The organism is Paenirhizobium cremeum (assembly GCF_047553425.1).
Lineage (GTDB): Bacteria > Pseudomonadota > Alphaproteobacteria > Rhizobiales > Rhizobiaceae > Allorhizobium > Allorhizobium cremeum.
Map to the genome: position 1 here is coordinate 3,074,330 of NZ_CP180217.1, position 25,038 is coordinate 3,099,367.

The 25,038-nt window shown below is 62.5% G+C and carries 26 protein-coding genes; 15 read left to right on the forward strand and 11 right to left on the reverse strand.

What is annotated here, in order from left to right:
* The first annotated feature begins 4 nt into the window (after positions 1–4).
* The 3 genes from ACLBKR_RS15065 (at position 5) to ACLBKR_RS15075 (ending at position 4,543) form a co-directional block, all read left to right on the forward strand.
* Positions 5–2,665, forward strand: coding sequence for a molybdopterin-dependent oxidoreductase (locus tag ACLBKR_RS15065; protein ID WP_414899513.1), 2,661 nt, complete (start codon positions 5–7; stop codon positions 2,663–2,665).
* Positions 2,637–4,127: a siroheme synthase CysG gene (gene cysG, locus ACLBKR_RS15070; RefSeq protein WP_113340975.1), complete on the forward strand. Its 1,491-nt coding sequence runs from the start codon at positions 2,637–2,639 to the stop codon at positions 4,125–4,127. The genes ACLBKR_RS15065 and cysG overlap by 29 nt, the downstream gene beginning before the upstream one ends.
* A gap of 188 nt (positions 4,128–4,315) precedes the next feature.
* Entirely contained in the window at positions 4,316–4,543 is a 228-nt protein-coding gene (locus ACLBKR_RS15075) for a hypothetical protein (RefSeq protein WP_113340909.1), read from the forward strand.
* Positions 4,544–4,580: 37 nt separating this feature from the next.
* Here ACLBKR_RS15075 and ACLBKR_RS15080 read toward each other — a convergent pair whose 3' ends face one another.
* On the reverse strand, positions 4,581–5,522 hold the full coding sequence (locus tag ACLBKR_RS15080) for a LysR family transcriptional regulator (RefSeq protein WP_113340910.1): 942 nt from the start codon (positions 5,520–5,522) through the stop codon (positions 4,581–4,583).
* A 103-nt stretch (positions 5,523–5,625) separates the two neighbouring features.
* Here ACLBKR_RS15080 and ACLBKR_RS15085 point away from each other — a divergent pair, with 103 nt between their 5' ends.
* Genes ACLBKR_RS15085 through ACLBKR_RS15125 form a run of 9 tightly spaced genes read left to right on the forward strand, consistent with a single transcriptional unit; the run spans position 5,626 to position 14,921 of the window.
* Positions 5,626–6,675: a class 1 fructose-bisphosphatase gene (locus ACLBKR_RS15085; RefSeq protein ID WP_113340911.1), complete on the forward strand. Its 1,050-nt coding sequence runs from the start codon at positions 5,626–5,628 to the stop codon at positions 6,673–6,675.
* A gap of 10 nt (positions 6,676–6,685) precedes the next feature.
* Positions 6,686–7,555 carry a phosphoribulokinase gene (locus tag ACLBKR_RS15090; protein WP_112831318.1) on the forward strand — a complete coding sequence of 290 codons (870 nt, stop codon included), beginning with the start codon at positions 6,686–6,688 and terminating at the stop codon, positions 7,553–7,555.
* An 11-nt stretch (positions 7,556–7,566) separates the two neighbouring features.
* A complete protein-coding gene (gene tkt, locus ACLBKR_RS15095; protein WP_414899516.1) occupies positions 7,567–9,594 on the forward strand; it encodes a transketolase in 2,028 nt (675 codons plus the stop codon).
* 48 nt (positions 9,595–9,642) lie between these two features.
* Positions 9,643–10,722 carry a class II fructose-bisphosphate aldolase gene (gene fba, locus ACLBKR_RS15100; RefSeq protein WP_113447803.1) on the forward strand — a complete coding sequence of 360 codons (1,080 nt, stop codon included), beginning with the start codon at positions 9,643–9,645 and terminating at the stop codon, positions 10,720–10,722.
* 31 nt (positions 10,723–10,753) lie between these two features.
* Complete coding sequence (locus ACLBKR_RS15105; RefSeq protein WP_113426632.1) at positions 10,754–12,214, forward strand: form I ribulose bisphosphate carboxylase large subunit; 1,461 nt, start codon at positions 10,754–10,756, stop codon at positions 12,212–12,214.
* A 24-nt stretch (positions 12,215–12,238) separates the two neighbouring features.
* Positions 12,239–12,628 carry a ribulose bisphosphate carboxylase small subunit gene (locus ACLBKR_RS15110; protein WP_113447804.1) on the forward strand — a complete coding sequence of 130 codons (390 nt, stop codon included), beginning with the start codon at positions 12,239–12,241 and terminating at the stop codon, positions 12,626–12,628.
* 32 nt (positions 12,629–12,660) lie between these two features.
* Positions 12,661–13,593 (forward strand): CbbX protein, encoded by a 933-nt coding sequence (cbbX, locus tag ACLBKR_RS15115; RefSeq protein ID WP_113447805.1) that lies wholly within the window; start codon positions 12,661–12,663, stop codon positions 13,591–13,593.
* 8 nt (positions 13,594–13,601) lie between these two features.
* Positions 13,602–14,294, forward strand: coding sequence for a ribulose-phosphate 3-epimerase (gene rpe, locus ACLBKR_RS15120; RefSeq protein ID WP_113447841.1), 693 nt, complete (start codon positions 13,602–13,604; stop codon positions 14,292–14,294).
* Positions 14,295–14,327: 33 nt separating this feature from the next.
* Positions 14,328–14,921, forward strand: a complete 594-nt coding sequence (locus tag ACLBKR_RS15125) for a thioredoxin family protein (protein WP_113447806.1) — start codon at positions 14,328–14,330, stop codon at positions 14,919–14,921.
* Positions 14,922–15,259: 338 nt separating this feature from the next.
* Here ACLBKR_RS15125 and gfa read toward each other — a convergent pair whose 3' ends face one another.
* The 10 genes from gfa to ACLBKR_RS15175 form a co-directional block, all read right to left on the reverse strand.
* The gene (gene gfa, locus ACLBKR_RS15130) at positions 15,260–15,829 is read right to left on the reverse strand and encodes an S-(hydroxymethyl)glutathione synthase (RefSeq protein ID WP_113447842.1); all 570 of its coding nucleotides are present in this window, start codon (positions 15,827–15,829) and stop codon (positions 15,260–15,262) included.
* A gap of 127 nt (positions 15,830–15,956) precedes the next feature.
* Positions 15,957–16,751: an ABC transporter permease gene (locus ACLBKR_RS15135; protein ID WP_113447807.1), complete on the reverse strand. Its 795-nt coding sequence runs from the start codon at positions 16,749–16,751 to the stop codon at positions 15,957–15,959.
* Positions 16,748–17,476, reverse strand: a complete 729-nt coding sequence (locus tag ACLBKR_RS15140; RefSeq protein ID WP_113487646.1) for an ABC transporter ATP-binding protein — start codon at positions 17,474–17,476, stop codon at positions 16,748–16,750. The genes ACLBKR_RS15135 and ACLBKR_RS15140 overlap by 4 nt, the downstream gene beginning before the upstream one ends.
* Positions 17,473–18,105: an ABC transporter ATP-binding protein gene (locus ACLBKR_RS15145; protein WP_113487647.1), complete on the reverse strand. Its 633-nt coding sequence runs from the start codon at positions 18,103–18,105 to the stop codon at positions 17,473–17,475. The genes ACLBKR_RS15140 and ACLBKR_RS15145 overlap by 4 nt, the downstream gene beginning before the upstream one ends.
* On the reverse strand, positions 18,102–18,863 hold the full coding sequence (locus ACLBKR_RS15150) for an ABC transporter permease (RefSeq protein WP_113487648.1): 762 nt from the start codon (positions 18,861–18,863) through the stop codon (positions 18,102–18,104). The genes ACLBKR_RS15145 and ACLBKR_RS15150 overlap by 4 nt, the downstream gene beginning before the upstream one ends.
* Positions 18,856–19,839, reverse strand: a complete 984-nt coding sequence (locus tag ACLBKR_RS15155; RefSeq protein WP_113487657.1) for an ABC transporter substrate-binding protein — start codon at positions 19,837–19,839, stop codon at positions 18,856–18,858. Before ACLBKR_RS15155 ends, ACLBKR_RS15150 begins: the two co-directional genes overlap by 8 nt.
* A gap of 96 nt (positions 19,840–19,935) precedes the next feature.
* Positions 19,936–20,193, reverse strand: a complete 258-nt coding sequence (locus ACLBKR_RS15160; RefSeq protein ID WP_414899523.1) for a hypothetical protein — start codon at positions 20,191–20,193, stop codon at positions 19,936–19,938.
* A gap of 23 nt (positions 20,194–20,216) precedes the next feature.
* Positions 20,217–20,684, reverse strand: coding sequence for a hypothetical protein (locus ACLBKR_RS15165; RefSeq protein ID WP_113487649.1), 468 nt, complete (start codon positions 20,682–20,684; stop codon positions 20,217–20,219).
* Between the two features lie 36 nt (positions 20,685–20,720).
* Entirely contained in the window at positions 20,721–21,698 is a 978-nt protein-coding gene (locus tag ACLBKR_RS15170) for a YVTN family beta-propeller repeat protein (RefSeq protein ID WP_113487651.1), read from the reverse strand.
* 2 nt (positions 21,699–21,700) lie between these two features.
* The gene (locus tag ACLBKR_RS15175) at positions 21,701–22,888 is read right to left on the reverse strand and encodes an ABC transporter substrate-binding protein (protein ID WP_113487652.1); all 1,188 of its coding nucleotides are present in this window, start codon (positions 22,886–22,888) and stop codon (positions 21,701–21,703) included.
* A gap of 123 nt (positions 22,889–23,011) precedes the next feature.
* Between ACLBKR_RS15175 and ACLBKR_RS15180 the strand changes: the two genes are divergently transcribed.
* Genes ACLBKR_RS15180 through ACLBKR_RS15190 form a run of 3 tightly spaced genes read left to right on the forward strand, consistent with a single transcriptional unit; the run spans position 23,012 to position 25,037 of the window.
* On the forward strand, positions 23,012–23,521 hold the full coding sequence (locus ACLBKR_RS15180; RefSeq protein WP_113487659.1) for a DUF3280 domain-containing protein: 510 nt from the start codon (positions 23,012–23,014) through the stop codon (positions 23,519–23,521).
* A gap of 9 nt (positions 23,522–23,530) precedes the next feature.
* The gene (locus ACLBKR_RS15185; RefSeq protein ID WP_113487654.1) at positions 23,531–24,064 is read left to right on the forward strand and encodes an SRPBCC family protein; all 534 of its coding nucleotides are present in this window, start codon (positions 23,531–23,533) and stop codon (positions 24,062–24,064) included.
* Positions 24,036–25,037, forward strand: coding sequence for a beta-propeller fold lactonase family protein (locus ACLBKR_RS15190; protein ID WP_113447815.1), 1,002 nt, complete (start codon positions 24,036–24,038; stop codon positions 25,035–25,037). The genes ACLBKR_RS15185 and ACLBKR_RS15190 overlap by 29 nt, the downstream gene beginning before the upstream one ends.
* The last annotated feature ends 1 nt before the right edge of the window (position 25,038 follow it).

Below are 25,038 nucleotides of genomic sequence, written 5' to 3' on the forward strand. Positions count from 1 at the left end.
AGATATGTCCACTGAAACCAGGACCACCTGTCCCTATTGCGGCGTCGGCTGCGGGGTGATCGCAACCGTGGACGATGCGGGCTCCGTCTCGGTGAAGGGCGATCCAGATCACCCGGCCAATTTCGGACGCCTCTGCTCCAAAGGTTCGGCGCTTGCGGAAACGCTCGATCTCGAGGGACGCACGCTTTATCCGGAAATCATGGGCGAGCGCGCCAGCTGGGACACGGCTCTCGACACGGTGGCCCGCACCTTCGCGGAGACGATCGCCAAGAGCGGCCCGGATTCGGTCGCCTTCTATGTCTCCGGCCAGTTGCTCACCGAAGACTATTACGTCGCCAACAAGCTGATGAAGGGCTTCATCGGCTCGGCCAATATCGACACCAATTCCAGGCTCTGCATGGCCTCGTCGGTGGCCGGCCACCGCAGAGCATTCGGGGCCGACACGGTGCCTGGAACCTATGAGGATCTGGAACTCGCCGATCTCGTCGTGCTGGTCGGCTCCAACATGGGCTGGTGCCACCCGGTGCTCTACCAGCGGCTTGCCGCCGCCAAGACAGCCCGACCCGGCATGAAGGTCGTCGTCATAGACCCGCGCCGCACGGCAACCTCCGACATCGCCGATCTGCATCTTTCCATTCGCCCCGACGGCGACGTGGCGCTCTTCAACGGCCTGCTCGCCCATCTGGCGAAGAGCACGGCGATCGACGAGAATTACCTTGCCGCCCATACGACAGGTTTCGCGGACGCCTTCGCCGCTGCAAGCGCCCTGAGCTTTGCCGGACTGATCGACAACACGGGCCTTGGCGCCAGCGAACTGCGCCAGTTCTTCGGCCTTTTCGAACGGACGGAGAAGGTCGTTACCTGCTACAGCCAGGGTGTCAATCAGTCCTCGGTCGGCACGGACAAGGTCAACGCCATCATAAACTGCCATCTGGCGACCGGCCGGATCGGTCGTCCCGGCATGGGGCCGTTCTCGCTGACCGGCCAACCGAACGCCATGGGAGGCCGCGAGGTCGGCGGTCTCGCCAATATGCTTGCCGCCCACATGACGATCGAAAATCCTGAACATCGCGACTGTGTTCAGCGCTTCTGGAATGCACCGACAATAGCAAGCAGACCGGGACTGAAGGCAGTCGATATGTTCGAGGCCGTCGCCGACGGACGCATCAAGGCGCTGTGGATCATGTCGACGAACCCCGTCGTTTCCATGCCCGATGCCGACCGCGTGAAGGCTGCCATCGAAGCCTGCCCCTTCGTCGTCGTCTCCGACATCCTGAAGGAGACCGACACAGCAAGGCTTGCCCACGTTCTTCTGCCTGCCACCGGCTGGGGCGAAAAATCCGGCACCGTGACGAATTCCGAACGGCGCATCTCCCGGCAGCGGCCCTTCCTGCCGGCCCCCGGCGAGGCCCGGCCGGACTGGTGGCAGATTGCCGAGGTCGCCCGCCGCATGGGCTTTGAGGCGGCCTTTTCCTTCCGTTCGGCGGCGGAGATCTTCGCCGAGCATGCCGCCCTTTCCGCCTTCGAAAACGACGGCGCCCGCGACTTCGACATCGGCGCGTATGCGGCAATCGACGAGACCGGCTTCAACGCTCTCGCGCCATTCCAGTGGCCCCAGCCCGCCGGCACCGGCCCCGGGACGACGCGGTTCTTCGCCGAGGGGCGCTTCTTTCATCCCGACGGCAAGGCCCGCTTCGTGCCCGTTGCACCCGATGTGCCGCAGCGGACGTGCAGCGACTTTCCGCTGGTGCTGAACACGGGCCGAGTACGCGACCACTGGCACACCATGACGCGGACCGGCAAGAGCGCCCGCCTCTCCGCCCATATCGCCGAACCCTATGCGGAGATGCATCCGGCCGACGCGCGCGGCCTCGGCATAGGGGATGCGGATCTCGTTGAGTTAGCGAGCGAAACGGGCAGCCGCGCAATCGTCCGCACCCTGCTGAGCGCACGACAATCCCGAGGTTCGATTTTCGTGCCGATGCACTGGACCGGAGAGACCTCCGCCCAAGGCCGCATCGACGCGCTGGTGCCACCGGTGACGGACCCGGTCTCCGGCCAGCCTGCCTCCAAACATGTCGCAGTGCAGGCAAAGCGCTTTGCTGCAGCGGCCTACGGGTTCGCAATCAGCGCGAACAGACCGGAAGGGCTTGATCTGCCTTATTTCGCCCTTGCCCGCGCGCCCGGCGGCTGGCGCACGGAACTCGCATGGCAACAGCCCGCCGAAGATTGGGACGGCTGGTGCCGCGCCCGGTTCAGGCTTCCCGCGAAAGCCGAACTGATCGGATACGGCGACCGCGCCACCGGCATTACAAGGCTGGCCTATTTCCTCGAAGAGCGGTTGCTGCTGGCTCTCTTCGTCGCGACAACCCCGGTTGCCGTCTCCCGCCAGTGGGCGGTCGGGCAATTGCAGCAATGCCATTCGGATGCCCGTACGCGCTTTGCCGTGATCGCCGGCCGGCCGGCGGCGGACAGGCCCGATCCGGGCGCAACCGTCTGCTCCTGCTTCTCGGTGGGCGTGAACCAGATCGTTACCGCGGTAAAGGGCGGTTGCCGGACAGTGGAAGCCGTCGGCGAGGCACTTTCCGCGGGCACCAATTGCGGTTCCTGCCGCGCAGAAATCAGGGGGATCATCGATGCCTGCCATGCCGCTGCGGCTGAGTGAGCCGAAACCGACCACGACGGCGCGTGTCGCCCCGCTCGCCAAGCTTCCCGTTTTCTGGTCGCTTGGAGAAAAACAGGCAGTCGTCGCCGGCGGCTCCGACGGTGCGGCCTGGAAGGCCGAGCTGCTGGCCGCCTGCGGGGCGGAGGTGCATGTCTATTGCGCCGAAGAGGAACTGGGCGATGCCATGAGGGCGCTGATCGATGAGACAGCAGTCCGCTCCATCATCCACCACCACCATGCCTGGCATCCCGGCATCTTTACAGGCAAGGCTCTCGCGCTCGCCGACTGCGAAACGCAAGAGGAGGCGCAGGCCTTTCACGATGCCGCCCGTGCGGCCGGTGTTCCCGTCAACGTCATCGACAAGCCCGATTTCTGCCAGTTCCAGTTCGGCTCCATCGTCAACCGTTCGCCGGTCGTTGTGGCGATTTCCACCGACGGCGCCGCCCCGATTCTCGCCCAGGCGATCCGCCGGCGTATCGAGACGCTGCTGCCGCCTGCGCTGAAGTCATGGGCGGAACTGGCGCAGGCGTTGCGAGAAAGGGCGAACACGCTTCTGACAACGCCGCAGTCACGCCGGAATTTCTGGGAACGCTTCGTCGACCGCGCTTTCGCCGGCAACCGCCCACCGGAGGAGAGCGATGGCCAATCCTTGCTCGCCGACGCCGAACGGCTGGCCGTCGATCAGACCCACGGCCATGTCACCCTGGTCGGAGCCGGTCCGGGCGATGCCGAACTCCTGACCCTGAAAGCCGTGCGCGCCCTTCAATCGGCCGATGCGATCCTGTTCGACGATCTGGTTTCGGCCGAAGTCCTGGAGCTTGCCCGACGGGAAGCCAAGCGCATGCTGGTAGGAAAACGCGGCGGACGCGAAAGCTGCCGGCAGGAGGACATCAACGATACCATGCTGGCGCTCGCCAAGGCAGGCAAACGGGTAGTGCGGCTGAAATCCGGCGACCCCATGATCTTCGGCCGGGCCGGTGAAGAGATCGCCTTCCTCGAACGGCACGGTATCTCCTGCGATGTCGTGCCCGGCATCACCGCCGCAAGCGCGATGGCGGCAAGCCTCGGCGTCTCCTTGACCCACCGAGATCGTGCCCAGGCAGTCCGCTTCGTCACCGGCCATGCCCGCAGCGGGGATCTGCCCGCCGACCTCGATTGGCGCAACCTCGCCGACCCGAAGACGACCACGGTCTTCTACATGGGCGGGCGAACGGCCGGCAAGATCCGCAGCCGCCTGCTCGACGCGGGCATGGCGCCCGATCTGCCCGTCGTCGTCGCAAGTTCCGTGACCCGCTCCAGCCAGAGAAGCTGGGCAGGTTGCCTGAACGATCTCGAACGGGGAATAAGCGAAATCGGCTACGAGAACCCGGTTCTCATCGGCATCGGGCCGGTCTTCCAAGCATGCCGTCGGAACACAGATCGCTCAGACTTGCCGGCACCCGCCCATGCAGGGCGCGTGTAATCCCGCTCGACATGCCGCAAGAACACACCGGAAGAACGATATAGCTGACTAAAATTGGGCGAGGCGATGAAAAGCCTCGCGCAAGCTTCATGGATATTTCGAAAATCAGAACAAGATAATATTATTTATTAAAGATCGATTCGTATCGGTCAGATGACAAAATCTATGACTTAGCCGCAGGAGCTGAAATGAATCAGCAATCAAATCTTGAGGCCTGGGCGTTAAATCGGGCACAGCAGATCGTGTTGCAGCAAGGCGTCAATCTGGTCGCCGCAGCCCAAAGACTGGATCGCAAACAAACGACGGCCAATACTTATGCTCTTCGCAAGGCCATCATGGATTCATTGCTGGAAGCCGTAGCGGTAACTTCCTCGACCACCCCACCCCACAGCGAAGACATTTTCGGGGCCGGCTGAAGCGCGGAGCCCCTGTCCCCTTGCCGGCATGCTGCAATCAGCCGAAGGCATTTGCCGGATAGGGCTTTGCCACCACCGGCAGATGACGGGCTCCTTCCGTCAGCAGAAAGCGCTCGAATGCCTGCATGGCGGGATTGAAGGACCGGTCGCGGCGCGACACGCTGAACCACTGCCGGCGGATCGGCGTATCCACCACGTCGAGGATGACGAGGCGGCCGAGCTTGACCTCCTGCTCGATGGTATGCGCCGAGATGAAGGCAATGCCGAGCCCGGCAATCACAGCCTGCTTGATGGTTTCGTTGGACCCCATTTCCGTCCCCAGATCCTCCAGACGCCGGGGAACGGCACTCAGGAAAATCTCGAGCGAAATCCGCGTCCCCGACCCTCTTTCGCGCACGAGGAACTGCTCCTCCGCGATGCGCTCGCGGGAGATGTCGAGCACACCGGCCAGGGGGTGATCGGCGGGCGCGATGAAGACCAGCGGATGATCGCCGAAGACCTGCGAGCGGACCTCGAAATCGCGGGGCGGACGCCCCATCAGGGCGATGTCGAACTCATGGTCTCGGAGCTTCTGGATGATCTCGGCCCGGTTGCCGATGAAGAGATTGATCTCGATGGACGGCGCATGCTTGCGAAAGGCGGCGATCAACTGCGGGGCGAAATACTTGCCTGTCGACACCACCCCGAGCCGCAGCCGGCCCTTACGTAACCCCTTCATGGCGCTGATGGATTCTTCGAGCGCCGAAAGACTGTCCTCCACCGAACGGGCCGCTTCCAGAAACGCAAGGCCGAACCCTGTCGGCACCATGCCCTCACGTCCCCGGTCGAACAGTGCAACGCCCGCATCCCGCTCGAGCTGCTGGATCTGCAAGGTCAGCGCAGGACCGGTGAGGCCGAGTTCGGCTGCGGCAAGATTGATCTTGCCCAGACGGCAGACGGCTTCGATCGTGCGGAGTTGGCGGATGGTGACGTTACGCATATTAGAAAGTAAATATTTCTAACTTCGATAGTCAACATAATAAATTTTACAAACTTACCGATTGCTTCATCCTTGCCTCGACCGTCGATGGGGAGGAGACATCATGTCGGGCGCAACACTGGAGGCCTATCTCGTTTCATGCATGGGAGAGCGCGGCGAAGCGGGCCGCGACCTGGCCTTAATCATTCAGCGGCTGGCGATGGCCGCACTCGAAATCCGCAAGCTCGTGGGGCAAGGGGCGCTCAACGACACCTTCCACGGGCTGCGCGAAAGCTCCAATGCGGACGGCGATATTCAGAAGGAACTGGACGTCATCTGCGACGACCTGTTCCTCTCCTGCCTGCAGGGAGCGCCGGTCGCCTATTATGCCTCGGAGGAGCTGGAAAACCCGATCCTGCTCGATCCAGCCGCCCGCCTCGCCGTCGCCATCGATCCGCTCGACGGTTCCTCGAACATCGACACCAACGTCTCGATCGGCACGATCTTTTCGATCCTGCCGGCCCTGAAGGGTGTCGAAGCCGATGTGACCGCCACCTTCCTGCAACCCGGACACCGTCAGCTTGCCGCCGGTTTCTTCATCTACGGGCCGCAGACCGCGCTGGTCCTCTCGCTCGGCAAGGGCACGGAGATCTTCATTTTCTCGAGCCGGCTCGGTTGCTTCGTGCAAGCCTACAAGTCTGTTGCCATTCCGGACCGCGCGCATGAATTCGCCATCAACACCTCGAACTACCGCCACTGGGAAGAGGCGATCAGGCTTTACGTCGACGACTGCCTTGCCGGCGCGGAGGGCCCGCGCGAGCGGGATTTCAACATGCGCTGGATCGCCTCACTGGTGACGGAAGCCTACCGCATTCTCGTTCGCGGCGGCATTTTCCTTTATCCCTCCGACGGCCGGAAAGGCTATTCCCACGGCCGCCTGCGGCTCGTCTACGAAGCCAACCCCATCGCCTTCCTCATCGAGAACGCTTCAGGCGCGGCGACCGACAGCGTCACCCGCATTCTCGACCTCGAACCGGAGAGCCTGCACCAGCGCACACCACTGGTCTTCGGCTCGCGCCGCGAGGTGGTGCGTGTCGCCCGTTACCATGTCGACCCCGCAATGATCGGTGAACGCGCGCCGCTGTTCGGCAAGCGCGGCCTGTTTAGGGCCTGAGGAGAAAAGAATGTCCGCAAAATACCCGATCATTTCCATTACGGGCTCGTCCGGCGCCGGCACCACCACCGTTAAGGACACGTTCGAGAAGATCTTCAAGCGCGAAAACATCTCCGCTTCCTTCATCGAGGGCGATGCCTTCCACCGCTATGATCGTGAGGCGATGAAGAAGAAGATCGCCGAGGAAAAGGCCAAAGGCGTAGACTTCACCCACTTCGCGGCGGAAGCCAACGAACTTGAAATCCTCGAAAGCGTGTTTTCGGAATATGGCCGCCGCGGTGTGGGCCGCACCCGCCATTACATCCATGACGATGGCGAGGCCGCGAGATACGGCACGGCACCCGGAACCTTCACCGAATGGGAAGAGTTCCGCGACAGCGACCTCCTGTTCTACGAAGGCCTGCATGGCTGCGCGGTCACGGAGAATGTCAATCTCGCCCAGCACTGCGATCTGAAGATCGGCGTGGTGCCGGTCATCAATCTCGAATGGATCCAGAAGATCCATCGCGACAAGGCGACCCGCGGCTATTCCACGGAGGCCGTGACCGACACCATCCTCCGGCGCATGCCGGATTATGTGCACTACATCTGCCCGCAATTCTCGCTGACGGACATCAACTTCCAGCGCGTGCCGATCGTCGATACGTCCAACCCGTTCATCGCGCGATGGATACCGACGCCGGCGGAATCCATGCTGGTGATCCGCTTCGCCAATCCGCGCGGGATCGATTTCCCGTACCTGCTGTCGATGCTGCAGAACAGCTTCATGTCGCGCGCCAATTCGATCGTCGTGCCCGGCGACAAGCTCGATCTGGCCATGCAGCTCATTTTCACGCCGCTCATCCACAAACTGCTCGAACGCAAGCATCGCATGTCTTGAGGAGGACGCCCATGAACATCTCCCAGAAAGCAGCCAGCCCCGCCACCGTTTCCGAGAAGGACATGGCTAATGCCATCCGTTTCCTGGCGATGGATGCCGTGCAAAAAGCCAATTCCGGGCACCCCGGCATGCCGATGGGCATGGCGGATGCGGTGACGGTGCTGTTCAACCGCTTCATCCGGATCGATCCGTCCATGCCGGACTGGCCGGACCGCGACCGCTTCGTGCTCTCGGCCGGGCACGGGTCGATGCTGCTCTATGCGATCCATCACCTGATCGGCTTTGCCGACATGCCGATGTCCGAGCTTTCCTCCTTCCGCCAGTTCGGCGCGAAGACCGCGGGACATCCGGAATATGGCCATGCACTCGGCATCGAGACGACCACCGGGCCGCTTGGGCAAGGCATATCGACGGCGGTCGGCATGGCGATTGCCGAACAGATGATGGCGGCCCGCTTCGGCTCGTCGCTCTGCAATCACTTCACCTATGTCGTTGCAGGCGACGGCTGCCTTCAGGAAGGCATCAGTCACGAGGCGATCGACCTTGCCGGGCACCTGAAGCTGCGCAAGCTCATCGTGCTTTGGGACGACAACCGTATTTCCATCGACGGGGCGACCTCCCTTTCCACGTCGATGGACCAGTTGGCGCGCTTTCGCGCTGCCGGCTGGAATGCTCAGGCCGTCGATGGCCACGATCCCGAAGCCGTGGCCAAGGCCATCGACCGCGCCCGCAAGAGCCGCAAACCATCGCTGATCGCCTGCCGCACGCTGATCGGCAAGGGTGCGGCCAGTATGGAAGGTTCCCACAAGACCCATGGGGCCGCCCTCGGCGAGAAGGAGATCACCGCCACCCGCGAAAAACTCGACTGGCCGCACCCGCCCTTCTTTGTGCCGCACGAGATCAAGTCCGCTTGGGAAGGTGTTGCGCTCCGTGGACGCGCCGCGCGCGAAACATGGGAGATCCGCCGGAACGCCTCCCGCTCGAAGGCGCGCTATGAGCGCACCGTCAACAGGGATATCGGTCCTGAAACCGCGCGTCGGTTGGCGAAATTCCGCAACGAGCACCGGGAAAAGGCGACCAAGGTCGCGACCCGTCAGGCCTCCCAGATGGCGCTGGAAGTCATCAACGGCGCGACCGACCTGACCATCGGCGGCTCGGCGGACCTGACCGGCTCCAACCTCACCATGACCTCCCAGACGCAAGCCATTACCGCCGCAAACTTCCGTGGCCGCTACCTGCATTACGGCATCCGCGAACATGCCATGGCGGCGGCAATGAACGGCATCGCCCTGCATGGCGGCTTCATTCCCTATGGCGGCACCTTCCTAGTATTTGCCGACTATGCCCGCGGCGCGATCCGCCTCTCGGCGCTGATGGGCCTGCCGGTCGTCTATGTGCTGACCCATGATTCCATCGGGCTTGGCGAGGATGGCCCGACGCACCAGCCGGTCGAACATCTCGCCATGCTGCGGGCGACGCCCAACATCAACGTCTTCCGGCCCGCCGATATCATCGAGACGGCCGAATGCTGGGAACTGGCGCTCGCCGAAAAATCGACCCCGAGCGCGCTCGCGCTTTCGCGGCAGGCCCTGCCGATGCTGCGCACGACCGACACCCAGGAAAACCTTTCGGCACGGGGTGCCTATATCCTGCGGGAGGCGAAGGGACCACGCGACATCACGTTGCTCGCCACCGGCTCGGAAGTCGAGATCGCCGTTCAAGCCGCCGAGAAGCTGCGCGCCGAAAACGGCGTCGAGGCCGCTGTCGTTTCCATGCCCTCATGGGAAAAGTTCGAGGCCCAGACCGACGCCTACCAGAGACGGATACTGGGCGGCGCACCCCGGATTGCCATTGAGGCCGCCGGGCGGCTCGGCTGGGACCGCTGGATCGGCCCCCATGGCACCTTCATCGGCATGCAGGGCTTTGGAGCCTCCGCCCCCGCTGGCGAACTCTACAGGCATTTCGGCATCACCCCGGAGCACGTCGCGACGGAAGCGCTGCATCTCATCGGCCGTGGCCGGAAGGAGCGCCGACGATGACCCGCGACAGGACCCCATTCAACAATCAACCCGGAAAGGAGGCCTGACATGGCCCGCATCACGCTTCGTCAATTGCTGGACCATGCCGCCGAGCGCGGCTACGGCGTGCCCGCCTTCAACATCAACAACATGGAACAGGGGCTCGCCATTCTGGAGGCCGCCAAGGCCTGCGATGCAGCCGTCATCCTGCAGGCATCGCGCGGCGCCCGGTCCTACGCCAACGACATCATGCTCGCCAAGATGATGGAAGCGCTGGAGCTGATGTATCCCGACATCCCAATCTGCATTCACCAGGACCACGGCAATACCGTTTCCACCTGCCTTTCGGCGATCCAGCACGGTTTTACTTCGGTGATGATGGACGGCTCGCTGAAAGAGGACGCCAAGACGCCAGCGGATTACGCCTATAACGCCGGGATCACCGCCGAGGTCGCCCGCCTCGCCCACATGGTCGGCGTCTCGGTGGAAGGTGAACTCGGTTGCCTCGGTTCGCTGGAAACCGGGCATGGCGAAGCCGAAGACGGCCACGGCTTCGAAGGCGTGCTCGACCGCTCGCAATTGCTGACCGATCCCGACGAAGCCGCCCGTTTCGTCGCCGAGACCGGCGTCGATGCGCTGGCAGTTGCAATCGGCACCTCGCACGGCGCCTACAAGTTTACCCGCAAGCCGACCGGCGAGGTTCTGGCCATGGATGTCATCGAGAAAATCCATCGCCGCCTGCCCGACACCCACATCGTCATGCACGGCTCTTCCTCCGTGCCCGAGGAATGGCAGGAGGTTTTCAACGCCCATGGCGGCGCGATGCGCGAGACCTATGGCGTGCCGGTGGAAGAGATTGTCCGCGGCATCCGCTTCGGCGTCCGCAAGGTCAATATCGACACCGACCTCCGCCTTGCGGCGACCGCGGAATTTCGCCGCGTCGCCGACACGCGCCGGGACGAATTCGACCCGCGCAAATTCCTCAAACCCGCAATGGATGCCATGGCTGCCGTCTGCAAGGCGCGCTTCGAGGCCTTCGGCACGGCGGGCAATGCCTCCCGCATCAAGGTCATCCCGATGAGTGACATGGCGAAACGCTATGCCAACGGAAGCCTGAAACCCCAGACGGCGCGGTCGCAAGCCGCCTGATCCCCTACCGAAAACAGGAAAGGACAGAGCCATGAACGCCGATGCAAAGACCGAAATCAAGGGCAAAGAACGCTACCGGGCGGGCGTGCTGAAATACGCGCAGATGGGCTACTGGAACGGCGACTACGTGCCGAAGGACACCGACCTCATCGCGCTCTTCCGCATCACGCCGCAGGATGGCGTCGATCCGATCGAGGCGGCGGCAGCAGTTGCCGGCGAAAGCTCGACTGCCACCTGGACCGTCGTCTGGACGGACCGCCTGACGGCTTGCGACCAGTACCGCGCCAAGGCCTACAGGGTCGATCCCGTGCCCGGCACGCCGGGGCAGTATTTCTGCTACGTCGCCTACGATCTGATCCTTTTCGAGGAAGGTTCGATCGCCAACCTGACGGCCTCGATCATCGGCAACGTCTTTTCGTTCAAGCCGCTGAAGGCCGCGCGTCTCGAAGACATGCGCCTGCCCGTCGCCTATGTAAAAACCTTCAAGGGACCGCCGACCGGCATCGTCGTCGAGCGCGAACGGCTGGACAAGTTCGGCAAGCCGCTGCTCGGCGCGACGACCAAGCCGAAGCTCGGCCTTTCCGGCAAGAACTACGGCCGCGTCGTCTATGAAGGCCTGAAGGGCGGCCTCGACTTCATGAAGGACGACGAGAACATCAACTCGCAGCCCTTCATGCACTGGCGCGACCGCTTCCTCTACTGCATGGAGGCGGTGAACCACGCCTCCGCCGTCACCGGCGAGGTCAAGGGCCATTACCTCAACGTTACCGCCGGCACGATGGAGGAAATGTACCGCCGCGCCGAATTCGCCAAGGAACTCGGTTCCGTCATCGTCATGGTCGACCTCATCATCGGCTGGACCGCGATCCAGTCCATGTCCGAATGGTGCCGCCAGAACGACATGATCCTGCATATGCACCGGGCCGGCCATGGCACCTATACCCGCCAGAAGAACCACGGGATTTCCTTCCGCGTCATCGCCAAATGGCTCAGGCTTGCAGGCGTCGACCATCTCCATGCCGGCACCGCCGTCGGCAAGCTCGAAGGCGATCCGCTGACCGTGCAGGGTTACTACAATGTCTGCCGCGAGATGATGAACGAGGTGGACCTGCCGCGCGGTCTCTTCTTCGAGCAGGACTGGGCGGACCTGAAGAAGGTGATGCCGGTCGCCTCCGGCGGCATCCATGCCGGCCAGATGCATCAGTTGCTCGACCTCTTCGGCGACGATGTGGTGCTCCAGTTCGGCGGCGGAACCATCGGCCATCCGATGGGCATCCAGGCGGGCGCCACCGCGAACCGCGTTGCGCTCGAAGCCATGGTGCTCGCCCGCAACGAGGGGCGTGACATCGCCAATGAAGGGCCGGAAATCCTGCGCGCCGCCGCCAGGTGGTGCAAGCCGCTGGAGGCCGCGCTCGAGACGTGGGGCAATATCAGTTTCAACTACACCCCGACCGACACCTCGGACTTCGTTCCGAGCGTAAGCGTGGCCTGACATTAAAAAAGAAGGAGAACGGAAATGCGTATCACCCAGGGCTGCTTCTCGTTCCTGCCCGACCTCACGGACGAACAGATCACCGCGCAGGTGGAATACTGCCTGCGCAGGGGCTGGGCCATTGGCATCGAATATACCGACGATCCTCACCCGCGGAACACCTATTGGGAAATGTGGGGCAACCCCATGTTCGACCTGAAGGACGCCAAGGGCGTGACGATGGAACTCGCCGATTGCCGCAAGGCCTATCCGCAGCACTACATCCGGCTCAACGCCTTCGACTCCACCCGCGGCCTCGAAACCGTGACCATGTCCTTCATCGTCAACCGCCCGGAACACGAGCCGGAAATCGCGATGACCCGGACCGACATCCGCAGCCGGTCGCAGCATTACTCCTGGGCGACCGCCCGCTGACCGAAACAACGGCATGAGAAGGAGGAAGGACGATGGCGATGCCAGAGAAGATCCCGGATGACGAAGGACCGCCCGAAACCGTCGATCTCAGGGAGGAATATCGCACATCGGGCGTGAGCGACATTCTCGACGAACTGGACCAGCAGCTTGTCGGCCTGAAGCCGGTGAAGCAGCGCATCCGCGAAACCGCGGCGCTGCTGCTGGTGGAGCGGGCACGCCGCGCCATGGGGCTTTCCCACGAGCCGCCCTCCCTGCACATGAGCTTCACCGGCAATCCCGGCACCGGCAAGACCACGGTGGCGCTGCGCATGGCCGACCTGCTCCACCGGCTGGGTTATATCCGCAAGGGTCATCTGGTCTCGGTGACCCGCGACGATCTGGTGGGCCAATATATCGGCCACACGGCGCCCAAGACCAAGGAGATCTTGAAGAAGGCCATGGGCGGCGTGCTCTTCATCGATGAGGCCTATTACCTCTACCGTCCCGACAACGAGCGCGACTACGGCCAGGAGGCAATCGAAATCCTGCTGCAGGTCATGGAAAACAACCGCGACGACCTCGTGGTGATCCTGGCCGGCTATTCCGACCGCATGGATCGCTTCTTCGAGAGCAATCCCGGCTTTCGTTCGCGCATCGCCCACCACATCGACTTCCCGGATTATGACGATGGCGAACTGCTCTCGATCGCCGAAAGCATGCTGGAGCGACAGGGCTATCGTCTCGACCGGGGTGCCGTGACGGTGATGGCCGACTATATCGCCCGCCGCCGCGGCCAGCCGCATTTTGCCAATGCCCGCTCCATCCGCAATGCGCTCGACCGGGCGCGGTTGCGACAGGCGAACCGCCTGTTCGAGGAGACGAAGGGACCGGTCGATGCCGAGCAGCTTTCGACCATCATCGACCGCGACATTGCGGCGAGCCGCGTCTTCACCATGCCCAATCGGAACCGGGAGGTATCGCCGTGATAACCGAGATGACATCCAACACGACATCCGACATCATCATCGCGCCGTCCGTGCTGTCAGCCGATTTTTCCCGTCTGGGCGACGAGGTAGAGGCCGTCTGCCGCGCCGGCGCCGACTGGATCCATCTCGACGTGATGGACGGTCATTTCGTACCCAACATCACCTTCGGTCCGCCTGTTATCAAGGCGATCCGCAACCGTACGGACAGGATTTTCGACTGCCACCTGATGATCGAGCCCGCCGATCCCTATCTCGCAGCCTTCGCGGAAGCCGGCTGCGACTGCATCACCGTCCATGCCGAGGCCTGCGCCCATCTCGACCGCTCGCTTCAGGCGATCCGCGATCTCGGCTGCAAGGCCGGTGTTTCGCTCAATCCATCGACGCCGGAGAGCGTCATCGAATATTCACTTGATCGCGTCGACCTCGTGCTGATGATGACCGTGAACCCCGGATTCGGCGGGCAGGCCTTCATACCCTCGGTGGTGGAAAAGGTCCGGCGGGTGAAGTCGATGATCGGCAAGCGGCCGATCATGATCGAGATTGACGGCGGTGTTACGCCACAGACGGCACCGCTGGTCGTGTCCGCAGGAGCCGATATACTCGTTGCGGGGTCCGCGATCTTCAAGGGCGGCGAACAGGCCTATGCGGGCAACATTTCCGCATTGCGCAAGGCATCGGAAGGGGTTCGCGAAGCCGCCTGAAACCAGCCCCGAAACAGGCAAAGGGAGATGACAATGGCAGCGACGGCACCGGTTTGCGATTTCGGCTGGAAGGCGGCAGACGCCCGTCTCATCGGGACGGAAGGACGAGCCTTTTCGATTCACGATCTCGCCGGGCCGAACGGGCTTGTCGTCGCCTTCATCTGCAATCATTGCCCCTATGTGAAGGCCGTGATCGAGCGGATCGTCGAGGATGCGCTGGAACTCGAAAAGCACGGGATCGGTTTTGTGGCGATCAACTCCAATGATTCCAGCGCCTATCACGAGGATTCCTTCGAGAACATGAAGCGCTTCGCCGAGGAGCACCTCCTTCCCTTCCCCTATCTCCATGACGAAGATCAGTCCGTCGCCCGCGCTTACGGCGCCGTCTGCACACCCGACTTCTTCGGTTTCAACAGCGGACTGGAACTGCAATATCGCGGCCGTCTCGATGCGTCGCGCAAGGAAAGGGAGGCCGGCGACCTGCGTCGCGACCTCCTCGAAGCCATGATCCAGATTGCCCGAACCGGACAGGGACCCTCCGTGCAACAGCCCTCCATCGGCTGCTCGATCAAGTGGAAAGCCGGTAGCCCGGCGGACGACTGGTCTTCGGTGACGGTTCATTCCTGAGGGCCAAACGACATCAGCGGAACTGGAGAGCAAGGCATCCATTCGCGCAGGCGAAGGACGCTCCGACAACCTCAATACGCTGATTGGCCGGTAATACCGTCTTCGATAGGGAGGCAGACGCCCTGAAACCTCAAGGTGTCGCGCCGAAGCTCCTCCAAGCCCCGCCCGTCTTCCGCAGGGGATGCGGAAAAACGGGCGGTTGCGGGAGGAGGCTGGCTTGGCCTCGCCGTAACAGATGCTGGAAGATGCGGACGGCTTTCGCCGTAACGTCCGCCCCCATCTTCTCTGAATATGACCACTGCGGGGTCGAAGGCCGGAAGGCCTTCCCGTCTCCCTCTTTATGCGGCCAGTGCACCCGACTGCTTGGCAATATGTGTGGCGATCGCATCCATCAGCGCCGGTGAAAGCGCATCATAGGGCGGCAGGCCCAACTCGTTGAGACGCGCCCGAATTTCCGGCATCAGGTCCGGACTGACCCCGCTCTCGATGACCGAGGAAACAAAAGCCGCAAATTCCGGCGGCGACCAGCCGGTTTCGTCGCTAAGTTCCGTATGGACGAAGTCGAGCCCGTAGAAGGGATGCTTGGTATTCTCAATGCGGCCATACATGTGGGTGCCGCATTCCTTGCAGGCGTGGCGCTGGATCGTGGCACCGGAATCGACAATGTAGAGCTTTTCCTCGCCCGAGGTGACCTTGACCTTGTCGCGCGACACGACAGCGATCTGGGCGAAGATCGCGCCCTTCGGCTTCCAGCATTTGGTGCAGCCGCAGGCGTGGTTGTGCGCCGTCTGCGCGCCGATCGAAACGGTCACCGGATTGGTCGCGCATTTGCACTTCAAGGTACCACCGGAAAAACCGGCCTTTGCTGGCGGCCAGCCGTTGTCGATGGACGGATGCAGCTTAATCATGGGGTCCTCCTCCTCGGGTTTTGACGCCTCCAGCGCCATCATTTCAAGGACAGGATCGGAGCAAAAAGGTCTTGCGACAATATAGCGGAAAGTGTCGGTTTTTCGCGCTGTGGTGGCTCGCCGGGCCTCAGCGACCTCGGGAACGCAGCATGGCGCGGGCGGGATCGTAGCCCCAGAGCGCCGCCAGCATGAAGACCGCGAAACAGCCGACGACCCAGAAAAGCGCTTCCAGATTGAGTTCGCCGTAAAGGGAAAAGCGGATGAGCTCGACGGCATGGGTAAAGGGGTTATAGGCGCAGATATCGCGCAGCAGCGGCGAACTCTCCGCCATCTTCCACAGCGGGTAAAGCGCCGAGGACAGGAAGAACATCGGAAAGATCACGAAGTTCATGACACCGGCGAAATTCTCGAGCTGCCGGATGGTCGAGGAGATCAGGAGACCGAAGGCTCCGAGCATCAGACCGCTCAGAAGCAGGGCGGGCAGCACTGCGATGTAGCCGAGGGGCGGCAGTTCGATGCCGGTCAGCGCAGCGATACCGAGGAAGACCATGACCTGCATGATGGAAACGATGACGCCGGCAAGCAGCTTGGAAAACAGCAGCCACCAGCGGGGCAGCGGCGACGTCAAAAGAAGCCGCATCGACCCCATTTCCTGATCGTAGACCAGCGACAGCGACGACTGCATGCCATTGAACAGCTGGATCATGCCGCAAAGCCCCGGCACGATATAGACCTCATAGGTGATATAGGTCTGGTAGGGCGGAATGATCGAAACGCCGAGAGCGGCGCGAAAACCGGCGGCAAAGACCAGAAGCCAGACGAGCGGCCGCACCAGCGCCGCAAGGAACCGCCCGCGCTGACGGATAAAGCGCAGGTTTTCGCGGGTGATGATGGCGATAAGCGCAGTCAGCCAGGGTTTCATGCGATTGCCTCGCTACCCTCGGCAGTCATGGCAAGGAAAGCCTTTGCCAGCCCTTGCCCGCCTGCAAGGTCGGAGGCCGAACCGTCGCTCAGCACCTTGCCTCGATGCAGCACCACGACCTGATCCGACATGGCAATCTCGTCCACCAGATGCGTCGCCCAGAGCACGGCAAGACCGCTCTCCGCCAGCCCATGCACATGATCGGTGATCGCCTGCCTGGACGCGGCGTCGAGCCCGACCGTCGGCTCGTCGAGCAGCAGAATGTCGGGTCGATGCACCAGCGCGCGGGCGATCTCCATGCGTCGGCGATGGCCGCCATTGAGCGCCCTCACCTGCTCGTCGGCGCGCTCGGCCATGCCGAGCTGTTCCAGCGACCGCTCGATGGCATCCGCAGCCTCGCGTCCCGAGAGGCCATGCAGGCCGGCGAAATAGCGCATGTTCCGCCTGACCGTCATGTCGAGGTCGAGCGTCGGCTGCTGGAAAACGACGCCGATACGGGCAAGCGCGGATCGCGGCGAGCGCGCGATATCGAAACCGGCGACACCGATCGTCCCCTCGTCCGCCACGATCAGCCGCGTCAGCAGGGCGAAGAGCGTGGACTTGCCGGCGCCGTTCGGGCCGAGCAAGGCGCAGAAGCGCCCGGGCGTCACGGCAAAGCTGACATCGTCAAGCGCTTTGCGTTCACCGTAACGGTAGCTGACATGGCGGATATCCAGCCCCTTCACCGCGCCGTCCCCCGTTTGGAGACGGCATCATCCTCGCGGTTGAGGATCGTGGCGGGGTGACCGGCAAGCCGGAGCCGTCGGTCGGCCAGACGTTCCGCCTCCCTTTCCGAATGGGTCACCAGAATGACGGCCGGCCGTGTCTCGGCAACCAGCGCTTCCGTGAGTTCCAGCATCTCCTCCGCGGTCTCGGGATCGAGCGAGACATAAGGTTCGTCCATCACCAGCAGTTCCGGCCTTCCGGCAAAGGCCCGCGCCAGCGCCAGCCGGCGCTGCTGGCCGAGCGACAACTGCCCAGGAAAAAGTCCGGCCTTGTCGGCAATGCCGATGCGGTGAAGCGCTGAAAGGGCTGCCTCGTCGCCAAGCGCCGGATGCACGATGGTCAGGTTCCGCAAGACGCTGCGCCAGGGCAGCAGCACCGGCTCCTGAAACACCATGGCGATATTGGCCGGGCGCTCGACCGTTCCTTCGAAAACCGGATCGATGCCGGCGATCAACCGGAGTAGGGTCGACTTGCCGATACCCGACGATCCCAGAATGGCGACGGTTTCTCCAACTCCCATTTCGAAGCGGACATCCTTCAAAATGACATTGTCTCCGAAGGCCTTGCGGCGGATATCGACCCTTATCATGCCGTCCTCCAGCGCCGCGCCCGACGTTCCACCGGTTGCAGCAGCAGGGCCTCGACCACGAGCATCACGGCAATGAAGGTCAAGGCATAGACCAGCACCATGGCGACGTCGAAAAGCTGGAAATAGAAATGAATCTGGAAGCCGATGCCGCTGGAACGCCCCAGAAACTCGACGACCAGCACGATCTTCCAGATGACTGCAATGCCGGACCGGGCGGCGCCCGCAAGAAAGGGCGCAAGCTGTGGCAACACCACATGGCACAGCCTTGAAAAACCGCTCATGCGATAGACCTTCGCCATGGCATCGAGATCGGGATCGAGCGCCCGTGCGCCCTCACGCACCAGCGTCGCGACATTGGGGATCTTGTTGAGCACGACCGCCAGGATCGCCGCCGTCTCGTTGAGACCGATCCAGAGATAGCAGAGCACGATCAGCACCAGCGCCGGCAGGTTGAGGAACACGACGAGCCAGGGATCGAGCCAGCGGTCGACACTCGGAAAACGCCCCATCAGAAAGCCGATGGCCGCCCCGATCAGCATGGCCGGCACGAAGGCGCAGACAACCCGAAACAGCGTCATACCCAGATGATAAGGCAACGCGCCGGAGCCGACGACACGGACGAACGGTTCAAGCAACGTCCACGGCTGCGGCAGCACGGTCGCGTCGGCGGTCAGCCCTGCGGCAACGATCCAGACAAGCAGGATCAGACCGAGCGAAACGGAACGGACCACCACCGGATTTCGTAGGGCCTCATTCAAGGTGGAGGAATACTCCTTCCGGCAGGGAGGTGGCCTTGCCGACCAGTTCCTCGCCGCCGAGTTCGGCCATGATCTTCAGGAACCTGTCGGCCGCTGCCTCGTCAATGGGCTTGCCGCTCGGAATGCCGGCGCGGTAGCCATCGCGAAGCGCCAGAAACTCCTTGTCATCGGCGGCATTCATCTGACCGCGCAACCCCTCCCAGGCGGCATCGTCGCTGCGCAGTAACTCCTTGGCGGCAAGCGAAGCCTTATGGAACCCCCGCGCGATCTCGGGATGAGCGGCGACATAGTCACCCTTCAGCACATAGCCGAGCAGAGGCGTATCCGGATCGAGGCCGAGTTCGGTTGCGGCGTCGGCAACGGTCACGAGATCGTGCATGCCCTTCGCTTTCATCTTGGCGAGGAAATGCCAGAAATTGACGGCACCCACCGTTTCACCCGACAGAGCCGCCTTGAAGATCAGCGGCGGCGCGCCGAACACCTGCTCGGTTTCGCCGGCCAGATCCATGCCGTGTTTCTTTTTTGCGTAAGCCCTGAGGATCAGCCAGCTCTTGTCGAGCGGCCCGCCGGCGATGCCGATCTTCTTGCCGGCAAGATCCGGCAAGGCCTTCACAGGGCTGTCATCCTTGACGACCAGCCCTCCAACCGCACGCGAATAGGGAATGAATACATAGTCCTTGCCCGCCGCCCGCTGATAGGCCACCCAGATCCAGTCGGCCACCATGGTATCGGCCTCGCCGCCTTCGAAGGCGACGCGCGTCGCGCCGTTATCCGCGTAATCCTGCACGGCCATCTCAAAACCGTTCTTCCGGTCGAAGCCATTGGCCTTGATCGTGGTGATTTCCCAGTTGACCGTGCCGGACGCCAGCATGGCGGCGCGCAGCTTCGGCGGTTCCTCGGCAATCGCCAGCGTAATGCCCATCGCCAGCAGACAGCCTGCCAGTACGCCAGACAGAATTCCCGTAGATATCTTCATCATTCCAGACCTCCCAGGACCTGCCTTTTCCCGCCGGTCCACTCGCCGTTGCGTTCTTACACGATTCTCCGGCCCGGCAGGAAACGCCGACAAGTGCTATTCCTTGCGCTTATCGGCGACGCTCAGATCGGCGTTCAGCTTCATGTCGTACTGCCCATCGGCGCAGAAGACGTCATCCAGTTCGAACCCACCGTCATCCGCCTCGATATTGGCCGGATCGACCTCGCATTGCATGGTCTTCAGCATAGCGAGGATCGCCGTCTGCTTGTCGGCCGGCACTTCCTCGGCGGAAGCGCTGAGCGGTATGGCGAAAACGGCGGAAAGAAAGGCAATCGTCATCAAATGTTTTGTCATGTCCCTGCTCCTCCTGAACAGAATTATTGAATGGCAATCTTGATCTTCTGGCTGTCACTCGCCGTATTCGGGATGCGAACCTCGTAACTGCCGGGCTTGATGGCGATGAACGACAGAGTGGCGAGACCGGCCTTGTCGAATTCAAGGCTGTCGATCGCCATCGGCCGCACCTCGATGCCGTTGATGACGATCTCGTTCATCCAGATCGCCCGGAAGAATTCCGGCCCCGTGATCGCCAGTTCGGCCGAACCGTCGGCGGTGACCTTCAGCTCGTAATAGGCGCCGGATTGCAGCTTCACCTCGCCCGCCCCGAGCGGCTTGCCGGATGCAAGCGTAAGCTCGATCGGCTCGCCGCGATTGCATTTGGCGAGCAGCCCGGCGAACCCGAGCTTGTCGCAAAGCGGCGCGGCAAGAGCCGGTGTGTTCGCCAGCATTCCCGTCGCCGGAACCGCCAGCAAGGCGGCAAATGCCGCGATTAGGACCTTATGCATGTTCGAAATCCTCCCAATGAAATTGCATGTCCAAAATCAATCCGGCGCCACCACCACGCCCCATGGCTGTTCGCCGACCGGCACCGAACGAATGACCTTCTCCGCCTTCACGTCGATGATGCTGACATCGTTGGAATTGCCGTTGGTGACGACGAGAAAATCCTCCTTCGGGGTGAAGGCCATCTGCCAGACCCGCTGCCCCACCAGCAGATAATCGAGCACCTCATCCGTCGCCGCATCGACAACGGCAACCCGGTTCGCCGGCCCGAGCGCGACGAACACACGCGAGCCGTCACGGGTCGCCTTGACGCCGACGGGCTGCAGCCATTCATGCAGGACGCCCGCAACCTCGAAGGTGATCTTCTTGTCGACCTTCAGCTCACCCTCGCCGCCGAGATTGATGACCGAAACGGTGCCGCCGATCTCGGCGCTGACATAGAGCTTCTTTCCATCGGCGGTGAATTCGGCATAGCGCGGCCGCTGGTCGACCAGCACGTTGTGCACGATCTCGTAGGTCGAGGTGTCGATGAAATGCGCCATGTTGGTGGTTTCGGACGTGTTGATGAGCGTCTTGGCATCGGGACTGACGGCCACCCCTTCCGGCTCGACGCCGACGGGGATTTCTGCGAGCACCTGATGCGTCCTGGTGTCCACCACGGTCACCAGATTGTCGTCCTCATTGGCGATGTAGAGCGGGTTGCCGGAAGGATGCAGCGCAAAGAGCTCCGGATCGGGTCCGGACGGCAGCGTGTGCAGTTCCTTGTAGGTTTCCGGATCGAAGACCCTGACGGTATCGTCATCCGATGCGCAGACATAGAGTTCCTTGCCATCAGGGCTGATGGTGATCCCGCGCGGCCGGTTGCCAGCGGGAAATTCGCCGATCTTTTCCCAGGTCTTGCTGTCGAGCACGGTGACGCTGTTGCCGCGCTCATTGGTGACGAACACCTTGTTGGCGAGCGCCGGTCCGCTCATCATGAGCGCAAGGGGCAGGATCACGAAGGCGGGTTTCAGCATGCTTATCCTCCAAAGGCGTGGCAGGCGGTTTCGGGCGCGTCGATCCCCAGAGTGTCGAGCGGGGAGAACTGGTGCAGGTAACCGTCCTGCGGCGAGACGGAGACGGTGATGCGTCCGTCGCCGAGCAGGATCGGCTGCCGCATCTGGCCGTTCCATGTGCGGAAGGTCAGTTTCTGTCCCTTGAAGGCGGCAAGATCGAAATCCTTGGAAAGCGCATAGTCGCGGATCGACTTCGCATCCGCCTTGCCGGAGCGCGTGACGGCTTCCCCGACAACCCGCATGGCAAGCCAGGCCTGGTAGTCCTCCTCACGCATGCTACGGCCGGCAAGCTTTTCGAAACGCCGCTGGAACTGGGTGGCGCCCCAGGATTCATGCGCCGGATGCCACGACAGCGGCATCAGCCCCGCCGAGCCGGCAATCGGCCTCGGGTCCCAGGAATGATAAGGCAGATAGGCCGCGAACACATCCGTCTCGTCGGCGGCGATGGTAACGTCGTGCTCCTTGGCCTCCTGGGTGAAAACCGGGATCTGCCGCTGGACCTGCACATGGCCGGTATCGGTGCGCCGCGCACCGCCGGTGTCGACGAATTCGCGCTCCTCGACAATCTTGGCGCCGAACTTCGCGGCCGATTTGCGATAGCTCTCGGCGAGCAGCTTGTCTTCGGGGTGGGAGCCATAGATCAGCATGATCCGCGCCCATTTCTTCCACATCAGGAACTGCACGACGCTGTCGGTCAGCATCGAACGGCTGGGCGAGACATGCAGCACGTTTGCCCGGCACTCGCCATCGCGCAGGGCATCGTCGCGGGCACCGGCATTGAGGATCAATGTGTCGGGACCGGCCCGGTCCGCGAGCTGCTTCAGCGTATCCCCGTCTGAAATCACCGCAACGAGGCCGATACCCTCGGCCTTGAGGGCATCCAGCGCCGCAAGGGCCTCCGCCGGCGTCACCGTCCTGGTGGTCAGCTTGTAATCCGTGCCGGTAAAGGCGCCTGTGGTGCGATTGTCCTCATTGCCGAGCTTGGCGCCGGCAAGCCCCAGATCCGCAGGCGGCACGTCGAGCCGCGAAATCGGCGGCGGCATGGGTTTGTCGACGCGAAGCAAGGCAACCTTCACCTCAAGCGCCCACGAAGCGGGTGCCGCAAAAAGCGCAAGGCAAAGGGTGGCAAGCGTAAGCTGCGGCTTAGACATTGTCGGAATGACCTCCCAATCTTCCTGACCGTCCTGAAGGTGAGGATAACAGTCAGGGTTGTGCAGCGAAACCGATACTTATGGATCGTGGTGTCGCAATTTCGCTATGCTACCCTCACCCGCATGCTGCGCATCCTGTTATCGCTTTTCCTGATCCTGATGCCCCCGCTTGCCCTGTCGAACCTGGACAAGCCGCTGAAACCCAATGCGAAAATCGCCTTTCTCGGGATAACCTTCATCGATACCTCGACCGAAGGTGCTTATAACGGCGAACGCCCGGACCAGACCGCCCGCACCCGACTTCTCGAGGAGACAACACGCAAGCGCTTTGCAGAAAAGGGTTTCGTCATCCTCGACAACAGCCCGATCGCGGAAGAACTCGCCAACACCGTCAACCCCGCCGATTGCTATGGCTGCGAACTGCGCATGGCCGAACGCCTCGGCGCCGATTACGTACTGGTCGGAGAAGTGCAGAAAGTCTCCAACCTGATCCTCTCCATGAACCTCGTTCTGCGGGAGGTGAAAACCGGCGAGGCGCTGCGGGCGCTCGCCGTCGACATCAGGTCCAACACCGATGTGAGCTGGCTGCGCGGGCTCGATTACATCCTGAAAAACCATTTCTTTAAATCGTGAGGAGGAAGCATGCCCTATATCCGTAACCTTCTGCTGACGTTTCTGCTGTTCGTGCCGGCGATCGCCTTCGCCCATGGACCGACCCGCCAGAAACTCACCCTTGCCGTCGATGTCGCGGCCGCGCCCGATGCCGTCTGGGCGGTCATTGGCAATTTCCAGGACATGAGCTGGCATCCCGCCGTCTTTTCGACGACGGGCGAAGGCGGCAACGCCATCGACGCCACCCGCGTCCTGACCCTCGAAAAGGAGGGCGGCCCAACCATCTCGGAAGTGCTCTATAAATACGATGCGGCCAAGATGTCCTATTCCTACCGGATCAACGAGGTGGATATCGCCGTTCTTCCCGTCACCAACTATTCCTCGCACCTGACGGTGACGCCGACCGCCAGCGGCGGCTCGCATATCGAATGGCGCGGCGCATTCTACCGCGGCTATCCAAACAACGATCCGCCGGAAAATTTGAACGACGCGGCTGCGATTGCCGCCGTCACCGCCGTATACAAGGCAGGGCTCGATGCGCTGGAAAAGAAGTTCGGCAAATAACGGCGCTCCGTCGCTGGTTCTCGCTGCGGCCCTGCTGGCGCCGCGGCTCGCCCTGGCCGACTATGCCTATGTCACGAACCAGTCTTCCAGCGATCTGAGCGTGATCGATCTCGACCGGGGAACGGAGATCAGGCGTCTGGCCGTACCCGGCCAGCCCGCCGGCGTGGCGGTGTCGCAGAGCCTGAAGGCCGTCTTTACCGTGAGCCCCGACAGCAAGACCGTTCGGCGTTACGGCCTGATGCCTCAGGCCCCGACAGCCGAACGCCGGCTCGACGGCGGTCCGATGGGAATAGCCGTTGATGACAGACGCCAGCGTGTCTTCGTCTCCGACTGGTACAATGCCCGCGTCTGGGTTCTCGCCTCGGACAACCTCGAATTCAGGACGACGCTCAGGACCGGAAGCGCGCCGGCTGGCCTTGCCCTTTCAGCCGATGGAAGATGGCTTGCCACGGCAGACCGGGATTCCGATCAGGTTTCCATCTTCGCCGCGGATACGCTCGAACTTCATCGCCGCATCACGGTTGGAGAGCGCCCCTTTGGCATAACATTCTCGCCGGATGGGAGGCTTTTTACCGCCGATGTCGGCAGCAACACGGTAACCGTGGTCGATCCGGAAGACGGCAAGGTTCTTGGCAAGGTCAGGACGCGGGAACGGCCCTACAGCGTTGCCTTTGCCGGCAGGCACGGCTTCGTCACCAACCAGTATGACGATAGCGTCAGCGTCTTCGATGCAACGACCTATGCCCCCGTGAAAGTCATATCCGTCGGCGAATATCCTGAGGGCATCGACACAACGGCTGACAGAAGGTTCGTCGTCGTTGCCAATTGGGCATCCAACACCATGTCACTGATCGACACTGAAAAGCTTGAGGTAACAGGAGAGATCGCCACCGGCGACGGTCCCCGGGCCTTCGGCCAGTTTCTCGCGGGCGGCCCGGCCGGAGAAGGGGCTGGAAACCCCGCCGGAAATTGAA